The sequence below is a fragment of the Aestuariivirga sp. genome, assembly GCF_965227715.1.
GTDB lineage: Bacteria > Pseudomonadota > Alphaproteobacteria > Rhizobiales > Aestuariivirgaceae > Aestuariivirga.
In genome coordinates this window covers 3,732,120-3,749,100 of record NZ_OZ245771.1, presented here as the reverse complement: position 1 = coordinate 3,749,100, position 16,981 = coordinate 3,732,120, and the positions used below count along the sequence as shown (strand labels likewise).

18 protein-coding genes and 1 tRNA gene are annotated in these 16,981 nt (G+C 62.0%); 14 read left to right on the top strand and 5 right to left on the bottom strand.

Translation table 11 applies throughout. From position 1 onward, the window contains the following. Positions 1-37 precede the first annotated feature (37 nt). The 7 genes from cysQ (at position 38) to ACO06F_RS17645 (ending at position 5,870) form a co-directional block, all read left to right on the top strand. Positions 38-817 carry a 3'(2'),5'-bisphosphate nucleotidase CysQ gene (cysQ, locus tag ACO06F_RS17675; protein WP_421694045.1) on the top strand — a complete coding sequence of 260 codons (780 nt, stop codon included), beginning with the start codon at positions 38-40 and terminating at the stop codon, positions 815-817. Between the two features lie 145 nt (positions 818-962). Next, on the top strand, positions 963-1,556 hold the full coding sequence (locus tag ACO06F_RS17670) for a DUF1134 domain-containing protein (RefSeq protein ID WP_421694044.1): 594 nt from the start codon (positions 963-965) through the stop codon (positions 1,554-1,556). Between the two features lie 93 nt (positions 1,557-1,649). Continuing rightward, positions 1,650-2,087: a DUF2147 domain-containing protein gene (locus ACO06F_RS17665; protein ID WP_421694043.1), complete on the top strand. Its 438-nt coding sequence runs from the start codon at positions 1,650-1,652 to the stop codon at positions 2,085-2,087. A 69-nt stretch (positions 2,088-2,156) separates the two neighbouring features. After that, positions 2,157-2,987: a hypothetical protein gene (locus ACO06F_RS17660; RefSeq protein WP_421694042.1), complete on the top strand. Its 831-nt coding sequence runs from the start codon at positions 2,157-2,159 to the stop codon at positions 2,985-2,987. A gap of 74 nt (positions 2,988-3,061) precedes the next feature. After that, complete coding sequence (gene bchE / locus ACO06F_RS17655) at positions 3,062-4,657, top strand: magnesium-protoporphyrin IX monomethyl ester anaerobic oxidative cyclase (RefSeq protein ID WP_421694041.1); 1,596 nt, start codon at positions 3,062-3,064, stop codon at positions 4,655-4,657. Further along, positions 4,654-5,238 (top strand): bacteriochlorophyll 4-vinyl reductase, encoded by a 585-nt coding sequence (bchJ, locus tag ACO06F_RS17650; protein WP_421694040.1) that lies wholly within the window; start codon positions 4,654-4,656, stop codon positions 5,236-5,238. The genes bchE and bchJ overlap by 4 nt, the downstream gene beginning before the upstream one ends. A gap of 119 nt (positions 5,239-5,357) precedes the next feature. After that, the gene (locus ACO06F_RS17645) at positions 5,358-5,870 is read left to right on the top strand and encodes a hypothetical protein (protein ID WP_421694039.1); all 513 of its coding nucleotides are present in this window, start codon (positions 5,358-5,360) and stop codon (positions 5,868-5,870) included. A 12-nt stretch (positions 5,871-5,882) separates the two neighbouring features. Here the strand turns inward: ACO06F_RS17645 and ACO06F_RS17640 are convergent, their stop codons facing one another. Then, entirely contained in the window at positions 5,883-7,151 is a 1,269-nt protein-coding gene (locus tag ACO06F_RS17640; protein ID WP_421694038.1) for an MFS transporter, read from the bottom strand. A gap of 202 nt (positions 7,152-7,353) precedes the next feature. Between ACO06F_RS17640 and ACO06F_RS17635 the strand changes: the two genes are divergently transcribed. The 3 genes from ACO06F_RS17635 (at position 7,354) to ACO06F_RS17625 (ending at position 10,371) form a co-directional block, all read left to right on the top strand. Continuing rightward, positions 7,354-8,874, top strand: a complete 1,521-nt coding sequence (locus tag ACO06F_RS17635; protein WP_421696713.1) for a DUF3300 domain-containing protein — start codon at positions 7,354-7,356, stop codon at positions 8,872-8,874. A 25-nt stretch (positions 8,875-8,899) separates the two neighbouring features. Continuing rightward, complete coding sequence (locus ACO06F_RS17630; protein ID WP_421694037.1) at positions 8,900-9,841, top strand: DUF2950 domain-containing protein; 942 nt, start codon at positions 8,900-8,902, stop codon at positions 9,839-9,841. 155 nt (positions 9,842-9,996) lie between these two features. Further along, the gene (locus ACO06F_RS17625; protein WP_421694036.1) at positions 9,997-10,371 is read left to right on the top strand and encodes a hypothetical protein; all 375 of its coding nucleotides are present in this window, start codon (positions 9,997-9,999) and stop codon (positions 10,369-10,371) included. 51 nt (positions 10,372-10,422) lie between these two features. On the opposite strand, the gene ACO06F_RS17620 is transcribed toward ACO06F_RS17625, so the two are convergent. Beyond that, the gene (locus ACO06F_RS17620; RefSeq protein WP_421694035.1) at positions 10,423-11,559 is read right to left on the bottom strand and encodes a cupin domain-containing protein; all 1,137 of its coding nucleotides are present in this window, start codon (positions 11,557-11,559) and stop codon (positions 10,423-10,425) included. 198 nt (positions 11,560-11,757) lie between these two features. On the opposite strand from ACO06F_RS17620, the gene ACO06F_RS17615 reads away from it, so the two are divergent. Further along, the gene (locus ACO06F_RS17615) at positions 11,758-12,162 is read left to right on the top strand and encodes an OsmC family protein (RefSeq protein ID WP_421694034.1); all 405 of its coding nucleotides are present in this window, start codon (positions 11,758-11,760) and stop codon (positions 12,160-12,162) included. 74 nt (positions 12,163-12,236) lie between these two features. On the opposite strand, the gene ACO06F_RS17610 is transcribed toward ACO06F_RS17615, so the two are convergent. Together ACO06F_RS17610 and ACO06F_RS17605 are read right to left on the bottom strand one after the other, a co-directional pair. Further along, positions 12,237-12,311: transfer RNA gene (locus ACO06F_RS17610), tRNA-Glu, on the bottom strand. A 51-nt stretch (positions 12,312-12,362) separates the two neighbouring features. Next, the gene (locus tag ACO06F_RS17605) at positions 12,363-12,695 is read right to left on the bottom strand and encodes a DUF6476 family protein (RefSeq protein WP_421694033.1); all 333 of its coding nucleotides are present in this window, start codon (positions 12,693-12,695) and stop codon (positions 12,363-12,365) included. Here ACO06F_RS17605 and ACO06F_RS17600 point away from each other — a divergent pair. Further along, entirely contained in the window at positions 12,694-13,692 is a 999-nt protein-coding gene (locus ACO06F_RS17600) for an RluA family pseudouridine synthase (RefSeq protein WP_421694032.1), read from the top strand. The genes ACO06F_RS17605 and ACO06F_RS17600 overlap by 2 nt on opposite strands. Before the next feature lie 81 nt (positions 13,693-13,773). After that, entirely contained in the window at positions 13,774-14,685 is a 912-nt protein-coding gene (rpoH, locus tag ACO06F_RS17595) for an RNA polymerase sigma factor RpoH (protein ID WP_421694031.1), read from the top strand. A gap of 7 nt (positions 14,686-14,692) precedes the next feature. Here the strand turns inward: rpoH and ACO06F_RS17590 are convergent, their stop codons facing one another. Then, on the bottom strand, positions 14,693-15,268 hold the full coding sequence (locus ACO06F_RS17590) for a CAP domain-containing protein (protein ID WP_421694030.1): 576 nt from the start codon (positions 15,266-15,268) through the stop codon (positions 14,693-14,695). A gap of 116 nt (positions 15,269-15,384) precedes the next feature. Between ACO06F_RS17590 and ACO06F_RS17585 the strand changes: the two genes are divergently transcribed. Next, positions 15,385-16,947, top strand: coding sequence for a putative bifunctional diguanylate cyclase/phosphodiesterase (locus ACO06F_RS17585; RefSeq protein ID WP_421694029.1), 1,563 nt, complete (start codon positions 15,385-15,387; stop codon positions 16,945-16,947). The last annotated feature ends 34 nt before the right edge of the window (positions 16,948-16,981 follow it).

The following is a 16,981-nucleotide window of genomic DNA, read 5'->3' as shown; positions in this document are numbered from 1 at the left end:
CAAGAAGCGCCGGACTCGAGCCGGAGCGCCTTCGCCAATGAATCCCCTGCCCTCGCCCTTCATGCAGTCGCTCATCGATCTTGCAGTCCTTGCCGGCAGCGAAATCATGGCGATCTATGCAACCGATTTTTCCGCCAAGGCGAAGGGCGATCTGACGCCGGTGACGGAGGCTGACGAAGCGGCCGAGAAGATCATTCTCGCCGGCCTCGCGAAAACCAATCCCCAGATTCCGGTGATCTCCGAAGAAGCTGCGTCGGCGGGGCGCATTCCGGAGGTGTCGGAGAAGTTCTTCCTGGTCGATCCGCTTGACGGGACCAAGGAATTCATTTCGCGCAATGGCGAATTCACCGTGAACATCGCCCTCGTGGAAGGGGGCGTTCCGGTGGCGGGTGTGGTCTATGCGCCGGCTCTGAAGCGCATCTTCTGGGGTGAGGACGGCCAAGGTGCTGCCCAGGGCCGGATCGAGGGCGACGCGGCTGCCGCCTGGCAGCCGCTCGGCGTGCGCGCCCTTCCGGCGGACGGCGCCACCGTCGTCGCCAGCCGGTCCCACCGGGACCAGGCGACAGAAGATTATCTGAAATCCGTGAAGGTGAAGGCGCTGTGCTCGGCAGGCTCCTCCCTCAAATTCTGCCTCGTTGCCGCGGCGGAGGCTGATCTCTATCCGCGCTTCGGCCGCACCATGGAGTGGGATACGGCCGCCGGCCACGCCGTGCTGCGCGCGGCGGGCGGCAAGGTCGTGACGGTCGAAGGCCCCGCCCTCACCTACGGGAAGCGCCAGCGGGGCTATGACAATCCGGGCTTCATTGCCAGCGCCTGATTGAATCTTCCGGTTTGAGGATCAATTAACCAAGCTGCAAGCGTCTGCTGCTAGCCTCGCCTTCTCGTGGGGTGTTGCCACCTGCCCGCCATGGACTCGCCATGAGCAGCTGGCACATCCGGTCAGGTTGCAGTTGGAGAGTCACATGCTCAAGAAGTCGCTGATCGTATCGCTGGCCGCCGCCTTTCTGGCCGCAGCACCACTCGCTGCCACCGCGCAGACCACCGGCTCCGTCTCCAAGGCCCAGCGCACCGGCCAGACCTATTCCTCTGAGGAAATGGTCACCGTTGGTCACCAGTTCTTCGGTAAAACCACGCGTGAAATCGCCAAGGCCGTCGAATACGTCTTCAAGAAGGAAGGCGAGCCCACCGCTTACATCGTAGGTGAGGAAGCCGCCGGCTCCTTCGTGGGGGGCCTCCGCTATGGCGAAGGCACGATCTATTACAAGAGCGGCGCCAAGCAGCGCATCTACTGGCAGGGGCCGTCCGTCGGCTTCGACTTCGGTGCCAATGGCTCCAGAAGCCTCGTTCTCGTCTATAATTCCGAAAGCCCGGCGGATCTTTATTCCCGCTTCGGCGGCGTTGAAGGTTCGGCTTATCTCATCGGCGGGCTGGGCGTGAATTTTCAGGAGAAGGACAATGTCATTCTGGCCCCGATCCGCACCGGCGTGGGCGCCAGGCTGGGGGCCAATGTCGGCTATCTCAAGTATTCCGAGCGGCCGAGCTGGAACCCCTTCTGATCAAGGGGCGTTCCGGCTCAGCGCAGGAGCCCGGCACGGTCATGGTTTCGTCACCTTTCCCGGGTTTTCCTGCACGCAGTAAAGGAACCGGACATGCTGAACACACTTAAACGCACGACACTGGCCTTGGCCTTCCTCTCTCTGCCACTGGCAGGCTCAGCCATGGCGCAGGGCCCCGAAGGAACATGGACCATGTCGGATGGCAAGGTCACCGTGAAGGTGGATCAGTGCGGCGGCAATCTCTGCGCCCGCATCGTCGCTCTCAAGGAGCCGATCAGCAAGATCGACGGCAAGCCCAAGGTGGACCGGGAGAACCCCGATCCGGCGAAGCGCAAGCGGCCGTTGATCGGGCTTTCGATCCTCATCGGCATGAAGCCCGCGGGGGAAAACCTCTGGCAGGGTGCGATTTACAATCCGGATGACGGAAACACCTACAGCGCCACGGTCAAGAACAGTGGCAGCCAGATGAAGGTCAAGGGCTGCGTTGCCTCCGTGTTTTGCAAAACCAACACCTTCGTCCGCAAGGATTAACGCCGTTCGCAACGTCCACTGGCCTTTTGGCTTAACATTAGCTAAAATTGCCGGATCTGCGGAGGCCGCATGTCTCAGACCGAGACGATACTGCTGTTTGTGTTGGGGTTCTCGCTCGCGAGCCTCCTTGCGTTGTTTGCCGGCCGCCTGATGTGGACGGCGGCCGTGAAGATTGGCGCCCGGCGCATGCAGCGCCAGGTGCCCTCCTCCCTCATCGGCCTCCAGACGGAGCGGAACCGGCTTCGCGCCGAATATGCCATGCTTTCCCAGCGCTTAGGCGGCAGGCTGGAAGCCGCCAAGCTGCAAATGGCCGAGCACATGGCTGAAGTCAGCCGCCACCGGAATCGAATTCATGAGATCGAGACGGGCGAAGCGGCCCGGGTTTCCGAAATCCGCAGGCTTCAGGCCCAGGTGAAGGACCTCGAGCAATCCCTCATCGCCACGCAGGCCAGCGAAGAACAGCTGCGGCAAGCCCTGTCAGAGCGGGACGAGATGCTCCGCCGGCTGGACAAGAAGCGGCGGAAGCCCCGGCCCGCCGAGGCGGAAGCCGCCGCACCACCGCCCGAGCCCGCCGCCCCGCCCCCAGCCCCCGGCGACCCCGAGGCCCGGCTGCGGCAGCGGATTGAAAAGCTCACAGAACTCGCCCGCGCCAGCCGGGCGGATGGGGGCAGCGCAAAAGCCCCGGAAGATCCACTGATGTCTGAAAGGCTCAGCGATGTGGAGCGCCAGACGGCAGACCTCGAACGGGACCTCGCATCGCTGGATGCTCAATGGCAGGAGCGGCTGGACGGCGCGTCCCCTCCGGACTTCCCGACGGGTGACAGCGAAGCGGATGCCAATGTGATCTCGCTCAGCAACCGCGTGCGGGACCTGAAAAAGAACCTCGGCACATCTTCCTGAGCTTGATCAGGATCAAAGTGTAAGCTTCAGCTGACGTATAGCCTTCCTGACAGTCTTCAAGGGAGGCCCTGCTCATGCGCATTCTGTTGCTGCACCCGAATTATCATTCCGGCGGGGCGGAAATTGCCGGCAACTGGCCCCCCGCTTGGGTGGCCTACATCGCGGGCGCTCTGAAGAAGCAGGGCTATACAGATCTCCGCTTCGTCGATGCGATGACCAATGATCTTTCGGAAGATGCCGTTCGCAAGATCCTGCTGGAGGAGAAGCCGGACGTCATCGGCTGCACCGCCATCACGCCATCGATCTACAAGGCGGAACGGCTCCTCGAGATCGCCAAGGAGATTCACCCGCAAGCCGTCACCGTACTGGGCGGCATCCACGCCACCTTCATGTATAATCAGGTGCTGGGCGAAGCGCCGTGGATCGATGTGATTGTCCGCGGCGAGGGCGAAGAGATCTTCGTCAACCTCATCAAGGCGATTGACGAGAAGCGATGGCCCTCATGCCGCAAGGACATTCGGGGAATCGCTTATCGCGACGGCGCAGATGTGGTGGCCACACCTGCCGCACCCACGGTCAAGGACTTGGACGGCATCTCGCCTGACTGGTCGGTGCTGCAATGGGACAAATATATCTATATTCCCATGGGCAAGCGCGTGGCCATTCCCAACATGGCGCGCGGCTGCCCCTTCACCTGTTCCTTCTGCTCACAATGGAAATTCTGGCGCGACTACCGAATCCGCGACCCCAAGAAGGTGGTCGACGAAATCGAAACGCTGATGCGCGAGCATGACGTGGGCTTCTTCATTCTGGCGGATGAGGAACCCACCATCAACAAGAAGAAATTCGTGGCCTTCTGCGAAGAACTGATTGCGCGTGACCTGAAGATCCTCTGGGGCATCAACACCCGCGTGACCGACATATTGCGCGACGAGGCGCTGCTGCCGCTCTACCGCAAGGCCGGGCTCATCCATGTCTCGCTCGGCACGGAAGCCGCAGCCCAATTGCAGCTTGACCGCTTCAACAAGGAAACCACCGTCGCGCAGAACAAGAAAGCGATCGAGCTTCTGCGCAATGCCGGCATCGTGGTCGAGGCGCAGTTCATCGTGGGCCTTGAGAACGAGACCGCAGAGACACTCGAAGAAACCTATCGCATGGCGCAGGACTGGAAGCCGGACCTCGCCAACTGGTCGATGTTCACGCCCTGGCCCTTCTCGGACCTGTTCCGTGATCTGGGCGACAAGGTCGAGGTCTTCGACTACGACAAGTACAACTTCGTGACACCCATCATGAAGCCCGATGCCATGGACCGCGCCGAGCTGCTTGACCGCGTGATGCACAACTACCGCCGCTTTTACATGAAGAAGGCATTTTTCTCCTACCCCTGGGCAGGCTCCGGCGAACGCCGCCGCTATCTCCTTGGTTGTCTCAAGGCCTTCCTCAAATCGGGCTTCGAGCGGAAGTTCTATGATCTGGGCCGCGTCAACTACTGGGGCAAGAAGGACAACGTCGACTTCCAGTTTGACCGCAGCCGCACCCGCGCGGACATGAGCAAGGTCGAGTGGCAGACCACGCATAACCGCAAGTCCAATCGCCAGGTGGGCCAGGAGGCTGCCGAAGCCATGGCCTGCGGCGGCGGCAAGGAGCAGATGGAGGAACGGGTTTCGTGAATCACGCGGGCCACATCGGCCCCAATGCGGTGATCAGGCTCGCCGAAGCGCTGGACGCGCTCGAGAGCCGCGCGGTGACAGTCCGGTTGTTCAACGCCGCGGAGCTCGGGCGCTATCTTATCGCACCACCAGCAGCGATGCTGCCGGAAGAAGAGGTGACGCGGCTTCACCGGCAATTGCGCGGCCAGCTCGGCGCCGTGCGCGCGACCTCCGTTTCATGGGTCGCGGGGCAGAGAACGGCGGATTATCTGCTCGACAATCGAATCCCAAAGCCTGTGCAGCGGTTACTGAAGCTGTTGCCGCAGCGGCTCGCTGCCTTCATCCTGCTCAAGTCCATCGGCTCACACGCCTGGACTTTCGCAGGCTCCGGCCGCTTTTCCTGGGCCATGACGCAGCCCATCCGCTTGCGCTTCGAGAACTGTGCGCTCTGCCGCGAAGACCACGCCGCCGCGCCCTGCTGCCAGTATTATGCAGCGACATTCGAGCGCCTCTTCCGCGCCCTGATCGATGCCGATGCGAAGGTGACCGAGACTCGTTGCATTGCGAAAGGCGACGATGCCTGCTGTTTCGAGATCACTTAGGCGAAATGCTGCCCGGCCGTTTTAGAATTGTTCTAAGCTGCTGAATTTATTTGGAAATGCTTGACCATTTCTGTTTCGTGTTTTATTCCGACTAAATCACTCGGAAAAGGAACAGCGCCATGGCCACCACGCAGGATCTTCTGTCGCGCCCTGCAGAACGCCTCGTCCTCGTGGGCTTCCGCAACCTGATGGCCGCCACCGAACTGGGGGACATGGCGTGCTGGGAGGCGGTCTGGCAGCATTACATTGCAGTGCTCGGATCAAGCGGCGCCCGCCGCATGGTGGGCGAGCTGCAATACTGGGCGCGCAGCCTGCGCCGCCATGCGGAACGGCCGCTCACCTATTACCCCCATTGTTGCCGCCACCTCTGCCATGATGAATGCATGGCGCTTTCCATGGTCTCCGCCGCGCAGGCAGGCGATGAGACGACTGGTCTTCTGGCAGCCCGCTACCTGACGGGCACGGCCGCAGCGGACCGGCTCTGCGAGGTCTGGCAAGCCACATTGCCCTTTGCCCAGGCGCTCAACCTGCAAGGCCAGGCCATGTTTCCCGTGACCGCCGAGGTGGTTGAATCGATCTTCGCCATGCAGCAGGCCGTTCGCTGCGGAAGCCGTTGCCGTCAGCTGAATTGAGGCGGGCCGGCCTCAAACGCGATCGGAACTTGTCTGTGGCGAAAGCGGCATGTCTGCCCGCACCAGATGGAGAAGCACCAGCGCCGCGCCAAGCCCCAGCAGCACGAGCACGCTGAGCAGCGCCGCCTCTTGCCCCTTAAGCGCCGAGATCAGCGCGAACAGTGCGGGCCCCAGGGCTGCGGCCACCCGCCCGGCGACGGTTGCGAGCGCGAAGACCGGCGCGGCACTACCCGGTGGCACCACCTCCGCCAGGAAGCCGCGGAGCGCGGATGCGGTGGCACCCACGCAGCAGCCGATCACCGTTACGGTTGCCACCGGCATGAACGGGCCGGAGCCGAAGGCCATCAGCAGCAGCACGAACCCCCAGGCGGAGAGCAGGATGGTCATGGGCACAAGCCGCGACCAGCTGGTCATCAGCATGTTCCAGCCAATGGTGGACGGCACCGACAACACATGGACAAGCAGCAGCAGCCACAGCAGGTCTGGCAGCGTCTGCCCGAAGCGCGTGGCCAGGATTGGCGCGGTGAATGTCACCACGACGGAGACCGCGAGATGAACCAGCATGGTGCCCCCGAGCAGCACGAACACCGGCTTGTGGGACCGCCATTGGGCAAGAACGGTGAACAGTCCTGAAAGCCTGGGCGAGCTGTCCCCCTCCCCCAGCGTGGCAAAACCCGCGCGCCGCATCTGGCCGAGCACGATCACAAAGAACACCGCACTGATGGCCGCCAGCGCCCCGAAGCAGCTTTCCAGAAGCCGGGGCGATTCCGGCTGACCGGCCACCAGCCGCAGCAGAACCACGATGGCGAACAGCCCGCCCAGATAGCCAACCGCCCAGCCAAAGCCGGAGAGCTTCTGCCGGGCGGCCTGCGGCAGCAGGTCCGGCAGGAAGGATTCATACACCGTCGTCGCCGCGAAATAGAAGCTCTGTGCCGCCACATAGGCTGCGGCCGCAAATGCAAGCGAAGGCCAGGGTGGCCAGGCCAGCGCGGCAATCGCTGCCACCAGGGCTGCGGTGAACATCATGAGCAGGCTCAGCCTAGTGATCCGGGCCGAAAGGGCCGCCGCGCACAGGGCCGCGATGCTGCTGGCCAGAATGGCGCCGGCGGCAAGCAGACCCCAGGCCGCCGTCGGATTGGCAAAGCCGGAAAACAGGTGCTGGAAGTAAAGCGGCAGCAGAACCGCCGGCGCCAGCCCGAAATAGACCGAACTCGCCACGTCATAGCCGGCCCAGCTCAAGGTCCTCCGGTTCAGCCAGGGCCCATCCAACGGTTCAGCCATGCCACCCCTCATCCCCGGATTTTCGCGTGAATTGTCGTTTTGAATGCAATTCGCCCCCAGACTTCCACTAGAATGCGGCCACAAACAGGATGCATAAGGTTGTAACCCGTGGTTACAGCGTGCAGAAGACAGTTTTTCTAAGGTGATATCCATGCCCTTGGGCGGCATGGGGCACCACTCTTCGATGGGAGACGACATGAACATGACAATGATGACGCGCCAGTGGCTGCGCCCACTTCTGTTCTCCGCCACGATCATTGCGGCTCTTGGAACAGCCACGCTGCCGCTCCGCGCGCAGACAAACCCCGCCGAGGCTGCAGATTCGGCGGAACAGGCACCAGAACCCCTCTCGCCCGAAGAACTCGAGATCCTCGTCGCCCGCATCGCCCTTTATCCGGATGAGCTGGTGGCACTGGTTTCGGCCGCCTCCCTCTACCCGCTTCAGATCGTGGAGGCCGAGCGCTTCCTGGAGGATCTCAAGACCAACAAGACCCTGAAGCCCAAGGCAACATGGGACGGCAGCGTGGTCTCGCTGCTCAACTATCCCGAACTCGTCAAGATGATGAGCGAGGACCTGGACTGGACGCAGCTCCTGGGTGAATCGATCGTCAACCAGCAGGACGAAGTGCTCGCCGCCATCCAGCAGCTGCGCGAAGAGGCCGTGGCCAATGGCGTCATCAAGACCGATGACAAGGTGAAGGTGGTGAAAGAGGTCGAGGACGGCCGCCAGAACATCGTCATCCAGCCGGCCAGCTCCGAGGTTATCTACGTTCCGCAGTACAACCCCGAAATGTTGTATGAGCCGAACTATACCTATGTGCCCGTCAGCTATTATCCGGACCCCTACCCCTATTACTGGAACCCTGCCGCCACCTTCTTCGCCGGCGCCGTGACCGGAGCGATCTGGGCCGGGGCGGTTGATTGGAACGACGGCTTCTGGGGCGGTGACTGGCACCACGGCAATGGCTGGCACGGCAACAACAACGTCGATATCGACATCGATTGCAACAAATGCATCATCGGCAATGATTTCAGCGGCAAGCTCAATATCAATGACGTCGACTGGCGCAAGGTTGACCGCAGCAAGGTGAACTTCAACAACAACCAGTTCACCAAGCTCGACAACACGCAGATCAAGGACAGCTTCAAGAACGTCGATCGCGACAAGCTGACGAACAAGGCCACCAACATCAAGGGTGACCGCCCGACCACGCTCCCCGGCAAAGGCACCATCCAGACCAAAGACATCCGGAAGAGCACGCTCGAAGGCCTCAACAAGCAGCCCGTCAAGGATTTCAAGCCAACAGACAAGATGGCGCGGCCGGGCAACGGCAGCAACATCGGTGACAAGGTTGGAAAGCCCGGCAACGCCGCGAACATCGGTGACAAGGTGGGCAAGCCCGGCAATCTCAAGCCCAGTGACAAGATGGCAAAGCCCAATTTGGACCGGCCGGTCGGCAAGCCGAAGCCCGGCCTGGATCAGGACGTAAGGCCCAAGACACCTTCACCCCTGGGCGAGGTGACGCGCGGCCGGGACGCGAAGGCGCAATCGAACCGCGGCAACAAGGCAATGGGCGGCGGTGCCAGCCGGCCGAACTTCAACCCCGGTGGCGGTGGCGGCGGTGGCGGCAGCAAGAAATTCGTACCCAAGCATAACATGGGCGGGGGCGGAGGCGGTCGCAGCGGTGGCGGTGGCGGCGGCGGCCGTGGTCACCGGCGTTGACGGCACAGCAGGAAAGGACAGGATCATGATCAACAAGCATCTCGTTTCCGCCATGCTGCTCGGTGCGGCGATTGTCATCGGCCCCACGGCTCTTACTGCGCCGGCACAGGCGATGAGTGATGAACTCGGCACCTATCTGGGCGCTGAGCCCACGCTCTTCGACACGCCGGACGCTGCCATTGCAGCCTTCAAGGACACCATGGCAAAGGGCGACATTGCGGCCATTGCCAAGCTTCTCGGCCTCGACGCCGCCAAGGTGGAGAAGGCCGACGGCATTCCGGACACCATCCAGGAAATAAGGGACGCAGCCGCCCAGGGCATTTCCGTCGAAGAGGAAGAGGACCAGCGCATTCTCGATCTCGGCCGCCAGCTCTGGCCCTTCCCGTTCCCGATCGTGAAGGGCGAGGATGGCAAATGGGCCTTCGATACGGTGGCGGGACTTGAGGAGATCGTGAACCGCCGCATTGGCGAGAATGAACTCCACGCGATCGAAACGGCGCGCCTCTATGTTCAGGCCCAGCAGGACTATTCCGCGGAGGATCATGATGGCGACGGCGTCCTCGAATTCGCCCAAAAGCTGATCAGCACCGAAGGCAAGACGGACGGCCTCTACTGGCCCGCAGAACAGGGAGACGGTGACAGCCCCGTCGGCCCCAACATCGACACTGCGGCGCTTGAAAAAGCCAAGGCGGGCGATGGCTATTTTGGTTACAAGTTCCGCATCCTGAAGCGCCAGGGCAGCAATGTGGCGGGCGGCGCTTATGACTATGACATCAACGGTAATATGATCGGCGGCTTCGCGCTCATCGCATGGCCCGCGAAATATGCCGAGACCGGCGTCTCGACATTCGTCATCAACCAGGCTGGCGTTGTTTACGAAAAGGACTTTGGCGTCGACACCGCCAACATCGTCTCCAACATCAAGACCTTTAACCCGGATAAGGGCTGGGATATCGTCGAAGACTGAAGCTTTCTCCCGGCGCGGTTTCATCCGCGCCGGGCTTGATGAACGGATATTCAGTTTTCCGCCTGCGTAAACCGGAATTCGCTTTATTTTCAGCTGCCTGCGGAACTTCAAAGCGGCCGCGCACTTCTCCCTCCGAACACTATTGGAGGTGAACCATGTTGAAGTCCCTGGCCGTTGCCGGCACGATCGCACTCAGTGCCCTTGCCATGTCAAGCGGCGCAGATGCCAAGACCCGCGTCGGCATTTATTTTGGTGTTCCTTTCTACGACTATCAGGCGGGTCCCGGCTGGCGTTACTCCGAAGGTTATGGCTGGTATGATTATGGCCGCTATGGCGAATTCGGAAAGCGCAACCGCGGCCGATTCATCAGCTGCAATGAAGCGCGCCGCTTGGTGGACCGCTCGGGTTACAACGCTGTCCGCACCGTTGAATGCGGTGCCCCTACTTACACATTCCGTGCCATCAACCGGAACGGCAAACGTGTGACGGTTTACGTCAACGCCCGCAGCGGCGCGGTCTGGCGCGGCTAAGCAAAGCACGGCGAATGCGGTTCTGGCCCCCAAGCGGGGCCAGTTCTGTTTTCAGCGCACGATGGTGGAACGCTCCAGGCGAAGGGCCTTCATCGCTGTATCATCGAGGTTGAGGTGACCTCGGATCAGCGCCGGCGGTGTGAGCGCCATCCAGTTGTTGAGGGACACGTCCTGGTAGCGCGGCGTGTTGAACACATTGACCACCTTGAGAACCGTGTCCCCAATGTTTTCGATATAATGGCCCAGCGTGCGGGGCACGAAGCCCACATCCCCGGGATTATAATTGAAGGTGCGCGCCTTTGCCGTGGCGTCGAACACCGTCATCCGCGCCTGGCCTGTCATATAGAATTGCCATTCGTCGGCATCCGGGTGCCAGTGAAGCTCGCGCATGCCGCCGGGCTCGATGTCCATGACGAGAGCTGCCATCGCAGTTGCCGGAAAATCGCCGGCATCGATCACCTTCGCCGTGCCGCCTGGATAGGGCTGCGGCTGCTTGCTGCTGCCGTGCCAGGTGTAAGGATATTTGGGAGGCGCCGCCGGAAGCTGCGCGCGCACGGTTTCGAGCGGCTCCGGCACCGGCATCCGGAAAATATATTTCTCGGACTTCGGGATATTGGCGAAATGCGCGGCGGAAATTCCAAAGTTCTTGGCAATCACTTCGGGCGGCATATGCGCCATGAACTCGGTGATAAGCAGGGTTTCGTTTTCGGAGAAATTGCCGTCGTCGAACACCAGCAGAAATTCCGTTCCACCTTCGAGACCCTGGATGGAGTGCGGAATGCCCGCGGGCACGAACCACAAATCCCCCGGCCCCAGATCGTCAACCCAGACGCACCGGTCCTGGTCCACCACGGTCAGGCGCACCTGGCCCTGCAGGATATAGGCCCACTCGGCTTCCTTGTGCCAATGGAGCTCGCGCACGACGCCGGAATCGAGCTTCATGTTGACGCCCGCCATGGTCGTGGCGGCCGGCAGTTCGCGCACCGTCACTTCCCGCGCCCAACCCCCATCCTCCAGCCGGTTATGCGCCATGCCGAAGGAGAATTTCAGATTGGGAATGGAGCCTATATCGGTCGCGGGCGGCAGGAACACATCCGGGTTCTGCTGGTCCAGCAGCAGGTTCCTCGGCCCTAAATCGGTTGCACCCATGCTGCCGCGAATGGGTTGAAGATCAGTCGGTTTCTGCATCGCCGTTGCTCAACTCGTTGGAGGGAAGAGCGAGCGTTATACGTAACGGATAGCGGAATGGCCAGAGAGGGACACTGTGGGACGTGCGGGAGTCATACCCTTCCGCAAGTTGGGGATAACGCTAGAGCGGATTTGCCGTTGACTTAAGCCGTGCATGCCAACAGCATTCCATGCATCCGATACCGGCGGAGTGAAGAAATGGCCCAGTCGATCGTGGAGCTGCGGAATGTGGCGGGTACGGAGGCTGCGCTTGGTTGGGCTGGCGGCCACACAATTGTGGTCGACAGGCCAGAAGGCAGAGCGGGTGGATTGGGCCTCGGCTTTAACGGCGGACAGTTGCTCGCCCTGGCGATAGGAGGCTGCTACTGCAATGACCTCCGATATGTTGCCCATGATCTGGGTGTCGAGATCGGAGAGATATTCGTGACAGTCCAACTGGAATTGCAAGGCACGCCCCTGGTAGCGACCAGCGCCATCTTGTCCGTGCAGTGCGCAATGTCAGATGGGTCAGACGCAAAGGCCCTGATCAATCGCGCATGGTCCGTCTGCACGGTCGCAAACTCCCTCAACCGCGGCGTCCCGACGACGTTACAGCTCATCTGACTTTCAATCCCACCCTTGCTGCGACCTGTCCGAAGCAAGCTGCAGCATTGAGAACGACGGCTCGAGATGAAGGTTGGCGCTCCCTGCGGGAGTCGAACCCGCCTTTGCAACGTGAGAGGCTGCCGTCCTAACCGATAGACGAAGGGAGCTCTCCGAGGAATTCGCTCCCTATATAGGGGGGCTTTCCGGAGTGCAAGCCCTCAGGGCGTGGCGGTGACGCGGGAGATGAGTTGGTTCTTCTTCACATCCACCACGAAAACCTGTGTGCCAGTGACGATGACCAACCGGTCGCCATCGAGCGTCGCTGACCGGATTTCGCTGCCCTGCGGCAGGCCGAGGCTCACCGGCGTGGTGGCGGGATCGGGCTTCACCTCCGGCTTGCGCGTGGCCTTCCAGATGATGGCGCCGATCAGCAGGAGGAAGAGCAGCACCATGATGACGCCCATGGTATAGACCACCCGCAACAGGCGCCGTGCCGATGCGGAAATCTCCGCGGGGATGACGCCGTCTTGAATTTGATCGGGTTCGCTCATGTCTTTGCCTTCCAATACTCTCGAAACGCGTGCCGAAGCGGCGGACCGCCTGGACCGCGCGCTGGTCCAAGCCTTTCCGGATGTGAGCCGGACAAGGATTCAAGCCCTTATCGCGGAAGGTGCGGTCACTGTCGAGGGCAGGACGGTGGTGGAAGCCCGCCACAAGGTGAAGCCGGGGCAGTCTCTGACCATCGTTCTCCCCGACCCTATTGCCGCCACGCCGCAAGCGGAAGCCGTGGCGCTCAGCATCGTCCACGAGGACAAGGACCTGATCGTGATCGACAAGCCCGCCGGAATGGTCGTGCACCCCGGTGCCGGAAACGAGACCGGGACGATGGTCAATGCCCTCATTTCCCACTGCGGGGAGAGCCTCTCCGGCATCGGCGGCGTGAGACGGCCCGGGATTGTCCACCGCCTGGACAAGGATACGAGCGGCCTGCTCGTCGTGGCCAAGAACGACCGCGCGCACCATGGCCTCTCGGAGCAATTCGCGGCGCATGGTCGGGACGGCCGGCTGGAGCGGAGCTATCTGGCCCTCGTCTGGGGCGTGCCGGAGCGCCGGATTGGCACGATTTCGGCACCAATCGACCGCAGCACCGCCAACCGCCAGAAAATGGCGGTGTCCCGCGGCGCCAATGCGCGGGAGGCAGTGACGCATTATGAGGTGCTGGAACGTTTCGGCACACCGCCCGCTGCAAGCCTCGTCCGCTGCGTGCTGGAAACGGGCCGCACTCACCAGATCCGCGTGCATATGGCCCATATCGGGCACCCACTGCTGGGCGACGGCGTCTATGGTGCGGGCTTCCGCAGTTCGGCCAAGAAATTGTCTGAAACGTCCCAGTTTGCGCTTAAGGCATTGAACAGACAGGCTCTTCACGCAACGACACTGGGCTTCGAACACCCCGTTTCAGGCCAGGCCCTGCACTTCGAGAGCCCTGCACCAGCAGATTTTGCGACACTTCTCGACGCGTTGCGCTTGAACAACACGGAACAGTGATTATCTGTAACCGGTCCGGTGTCTTATTTTCTGCGTAATTGCAGAGTATAAATCGGCCTCAGACAGGAAAGGCTAAGAAAGATGGCAAGGACCACTTCCCTCCCAGCAATCGCCTCGGGCGAGGCCGGTCTTCAGCGTTATCTGCAGGATATCCGCCAGTTCCCCATGCTGCAGCCGGACGAGGAATTCATGCTCGCCAAGCGCTGGAAGGAACACGGCGACAAGACCGCAGCCGAGAAACTCATCACCAGCCATTTGCGCCTCGTGGCCAAGATCGCCATGGGTTACCGTGGCTATGGCCTGCCGATTGGCGAGGTCATCTCGGAAGGCAATGTCGGCCTCATGCAGGCTGTGAAGAAATTCGAGCCCGATAAAGGCTTCCGACTGGCCACCTACGCAATGTGGTGGATCAAGGCGTCGATTCAAGAGTTCGTTTTGCGCTCCTGGTCCCTCGTCAAGATGGGCACCACCGCGAACCAGAAGAAGCTGTTCTTCAACCTGCGCAAGGTGAAGAGCCAGATCGAAGCGCTGGAAGAAGGCGACCTCCGCCCCGATCAGGTCGAGCTCATCGCCAAGAAGCTGGGCGTGACCGAGCAGGACGTCGTGTCGATGAACCGCCGCCTGGGTGGCGACACATCGCTCAACGCCCACCTGCGCGATGACAGCGAAGGCGAGTGGCAGGATTGGCTGGTGGATGAATCCGACAACCAGGAAGAAATGCTGGTGCAGTCGGAAGAGCAATCCATGCGCCATGGCCTGCTGCAGGAGGCCATGGAAAAGCTGACCGACCGTGAGCGCCGCGTGTTCGAGGCCCGCCGCCTGCAGGACGATCCTTCAACGCTGGAAGACCTGAGCCAGGAATTCGGCGTCTCGCGGGAGCGTATCCGCCAGATCGAGGTTCGGGCCTTCGACAAGGTGCAGAAGGCGGTCAAGAACGCCTCCCAGCGCCTTCTGGCGCCCAAGACACTTCCCTCGGCGTCGCCCGCCGCCTGACCAGGCGCTACTGGAACAAGCCCTTCTCCCGCGGCGTGGCGAAGAAGATCTGGACAGCCCAGATCTTGTCGCCACGCTGAATGACTCCCGTCGAGACGAATTGGAAGCTGCGGCTGATCATGTTGCGGCGGTGGCTGGAGCTTTTCACCCATTGCTGGAACAGGGCGCGGGCCTTGGCGTCATCCACCGGCGTTGCTTGCGTGTCGCGCGCGGCATTCTCCCCGATCGAGGGGTATTTGGTGACATCCCCTGCAAAGGCCGCCATGCGGCCCTGGAAGCTTTGCCCGGTGGAGGCCGAATGGCCCATGAAATTATTGAGCATCATGTCAGCGGCATGGGCACGTGCCGCGTCCCGAAAGGCGGGATCTGCCGCAACGGGCGCCTTGCCCTGCTCCGCCCGGTAGCCATTGAGAAGCGAGACGAGCTCCGCCTCGAGGTCCGGCCGGTAGCTGGAGCCCTTGGGCGGATGCGCCGCCAAGCCCTTGGCATAGTCGAGATAGGGGCCGGCCAGGGCAGGCAGTGGCCCAGCGGCAAGAGCAGCGAGGCCCAGGCACAGGCGCCGCCGCATCGGACTGAAAATCATCGACTCAGAACTCCTTTACCTTGAGTTGCAAAACTTCGCGTGCTACATCCTAAATTACACGCATTGGTAGAATCCTCTGCGCCATGTTTTCCCCGCAATGAATGGGAGATATGGCCGTGCGGGAAGCATTGTCCAGATTCGGCAAAATCAGTCTCGATCGAAAGGCCCAGAGCGGCAGCGGATTTCTGCCGTCGGCGGAATGGCTGGGCGTACTGGCGGGGCTGTTGGGCATCGGGGCGGCTTCGCATTCCTTTTGGGCAGAAGCACGGCCACTGTCCCTGGCGCTCGGTGCTTCCGTCCTCCTCGGTGCGGGCTCAATGCTGTGGGTGACGCTGCGCAGAGCGCCCCGTTGGACTGAACCGCAGCGGCCGGAGATGCAAGGCCTGCGCGAGCGGAGCGAGCTGGTGGCGGAGAGCGAGCGCCTGCTGGCGATAAAGGGATCGAGCCCCGCGCCCGCCGCAGTGGTTCTCTGCGAAGTTCACGGCATCATCTGGAATGGCCGCGGCGCGGCGGAGTGCGACGGAGAGAGGCTGATCCAGGAGGCGGAGCGCCGACTCGCGGCCCGGCTGCCCACCACCGCCACGGCCGCGCGCTGGGGCAAGAATCGCTTCATCGTGTTCCTGCCCCAGGCGGAAGACCCCATGCCGGTGCTGGCCCTGGCCAGGGACCTGACCGTCAATCTTGCCTCCGGACATTTGCCGAACAGCTTTGGCACGACGGGGGGCTGCAACAGCGGCATTGCGCTGGCCCCATCCGATGGCATCACATTTCCCGAACTCGTGCACAGTGCGGAACTGGCGCTCGCGGAAGCAAAACGCCAGGGCACCCCGGGCTATGGCTTCTATTCGCCAGACATGGCGGCAAACTCCCAGCGCCAGCTGGCACTGCAACGCGCCGTTGCGGAAGCAATTGGCAACAATTCACTGCGGCTCGATTATCAGCCCGTCTTTTCCATGGCCACGGGGGCACTCACCGGTTTTGAAGCGCTCGTCCGCCTGCATGATCCGGAGCTGGGGCTCATTCCGCCTTCGGAATTCATTCCTTTGGCTGAGCAGACTGGCCTCATCGTGGAGATCAGCCAATGGGTGCTTGAAGAAGCCTGCCGGGTTGCGGCGCAATGGCCTTCGCATCTCGTGGTCGCGGTCAACCTGTCGCCGCCGGAGCTCTTGTCTGGAACGCTCATCAACTCCGTCCGCCGCGCCTTGCAGCGGCACTCCCTTCCGGCTTACCGCCTCGAGGTGGAGATCACCGAAGGCACGCTGATGACAGACAGCGAGCTGGTGCTGGGCCAGCTCCGCGTTCTGCGTGACATGGGCGTGGGCGTGGCGCTGGATGATTTCGGGACCGGCTATTCGAGCCTCAGCTATCTCTGCAAGTTTCCCTTCTCAAAGCTGAAGATCGACCGGAGCTTCGCCGCCGCACTTGACGTTTCGGCCTCGGCAAAGGCGGTGCTCCGCGCCATCGTGCGGCTGGGCCACGGCCTTGGCATGACGGTGACGGCGGAGGGGATCGAGACCAACCGCCAGATCTCGCTCCTCAGAGACATCGGCTGCGATCTGGCGCAGGGCTATCTTCTTGGCCGGCCGGTGCCGCTGAGCGATCTTGCCGGCATCATCATGCGCAACTTCGCGCAAGGGATTACCAAGCGTCCGCGCCAGCAGAACCGCCCCGCAGCTTGAGAGGGCGCCGCAGCACCTTCTGACCGCAGGGGCA

Excerpts from the sequence above, each read along its gene's own strand:
- ACO06F_RS17635 (WP_421696713.1), top strand. The coding sequence starts at position 7,354 with ATGACAATGATGACGCGCCAGTGGCTGCGCCCACTTCTGTTCTCCGCC.
- ACO06F_RS17615 (WP_421694034.1), top strand. The coding sequence starts at position 11,758 with ATGGCCCAGTCGATCGTGGAGCTGCGGAATGTGGCGGGTACGGAGGCT.
- bchE (WP_421694041.1), top strand. The coding sequence starts at position 3,062 with ATGCGCATTCTGTTGCTGCACCCGAATTATCATTCCGGCGGGGCGGAA.
- ACO06F_RS17600 (WP_421694032.1), top strand. The coding sequence starts at position 12,694 with ATGTCTTTGCCTTCCAATACTCTCGAAACGCGTGCCGAAGCGGCGGAC.
- ACO06F_RS17630 (WP_421694037.1), top strand. The coding sequence starts at position 8,900 with ATGATCAACAAGCATCTCGTTTCCGCCATGCTGCTCGGTGCGGCGATT.
- rpoH (WP_421694031.1), top strand. The coding sequence starts at position 13,774 with ATGGCAAGGACCACTTCCCTCCCAGCAATCGCCTCGGGCGAGGCCGGT.
- ACO06F_RS17590 (WP_421694030.1), bottom strand. The coding sequence starts at position 15,268 with ATGATTTTCAGTCCGATGCGGCGGCGCCTGTGCCTGGGCCTCGCTGCT.
- ACO06F_RS17605 (WP_421694033.1), bottom strand. The coding sequence starts at position 12,695 with ATGAGCGAACCCGATCAAATTCAAGACGGCGTCATCCCCGCGGAGATT.
- cysQ (WP_421694045.1), top strand. The coding sequence starts at position 38 with ATGAATCCCCTGCCCTCGCCCTTCATGCAGTCGCTCATCGATCTTGCA.
- ACO06F_RS17665 (WP_421694043.1), top strand. The coding sequence starts at position 1,650 with ATGCTGAACACACTTAAACGCACGACACTGGCCTTGGCCTTCCTCTCT.
- ACO06F_RS17640 (WP_421694038.1), bottom strand. The coding sequence starts at position 7,151 with ATGGCTGAACCGTTGGATGGGCCCTGGCTGAACCGGAGGACCTTGAGC.
- ACO06F_RS17670 (WP_421694044.1), top strand. The coding sequence starts at position 963 with ATGCTCAAGAAGTCGCTGATCGTATCGCTGGCCGCCGCCTTTCTGGCC.
- ACO06F_RS17645 (WP_421694039.1), top strand. The coding sequence starts at position 5,358 with ATGGCCACCACGCAGGATCTTCTGTCGCGCCCTGCAGAACGCCTCGTC.
- ACO06F_RS17625 (WP_421694036.1), top strand. The coding sequence starts at position 9,997 with ATGTTGAAGTCCCTGGCCGTTGCCGGCACGATCGCACTCAGTGCCCTT.
- ACO06F_RS17620 (WP_421694035.1), bottom strand. The coding sequence starts at position 11,559 with ATGCAGAAACCGACTGATCTTCAACCCATTCGCGGCAGCATGGGTGCA.
- ACO06F_RS17660 (WP_421694042.1), top strand. The coding sequence starts at position 2,157 with ATGTCTCAGACCGAGACGATACTGCTGTTTGTGTTGGGGTTCTCGCTC.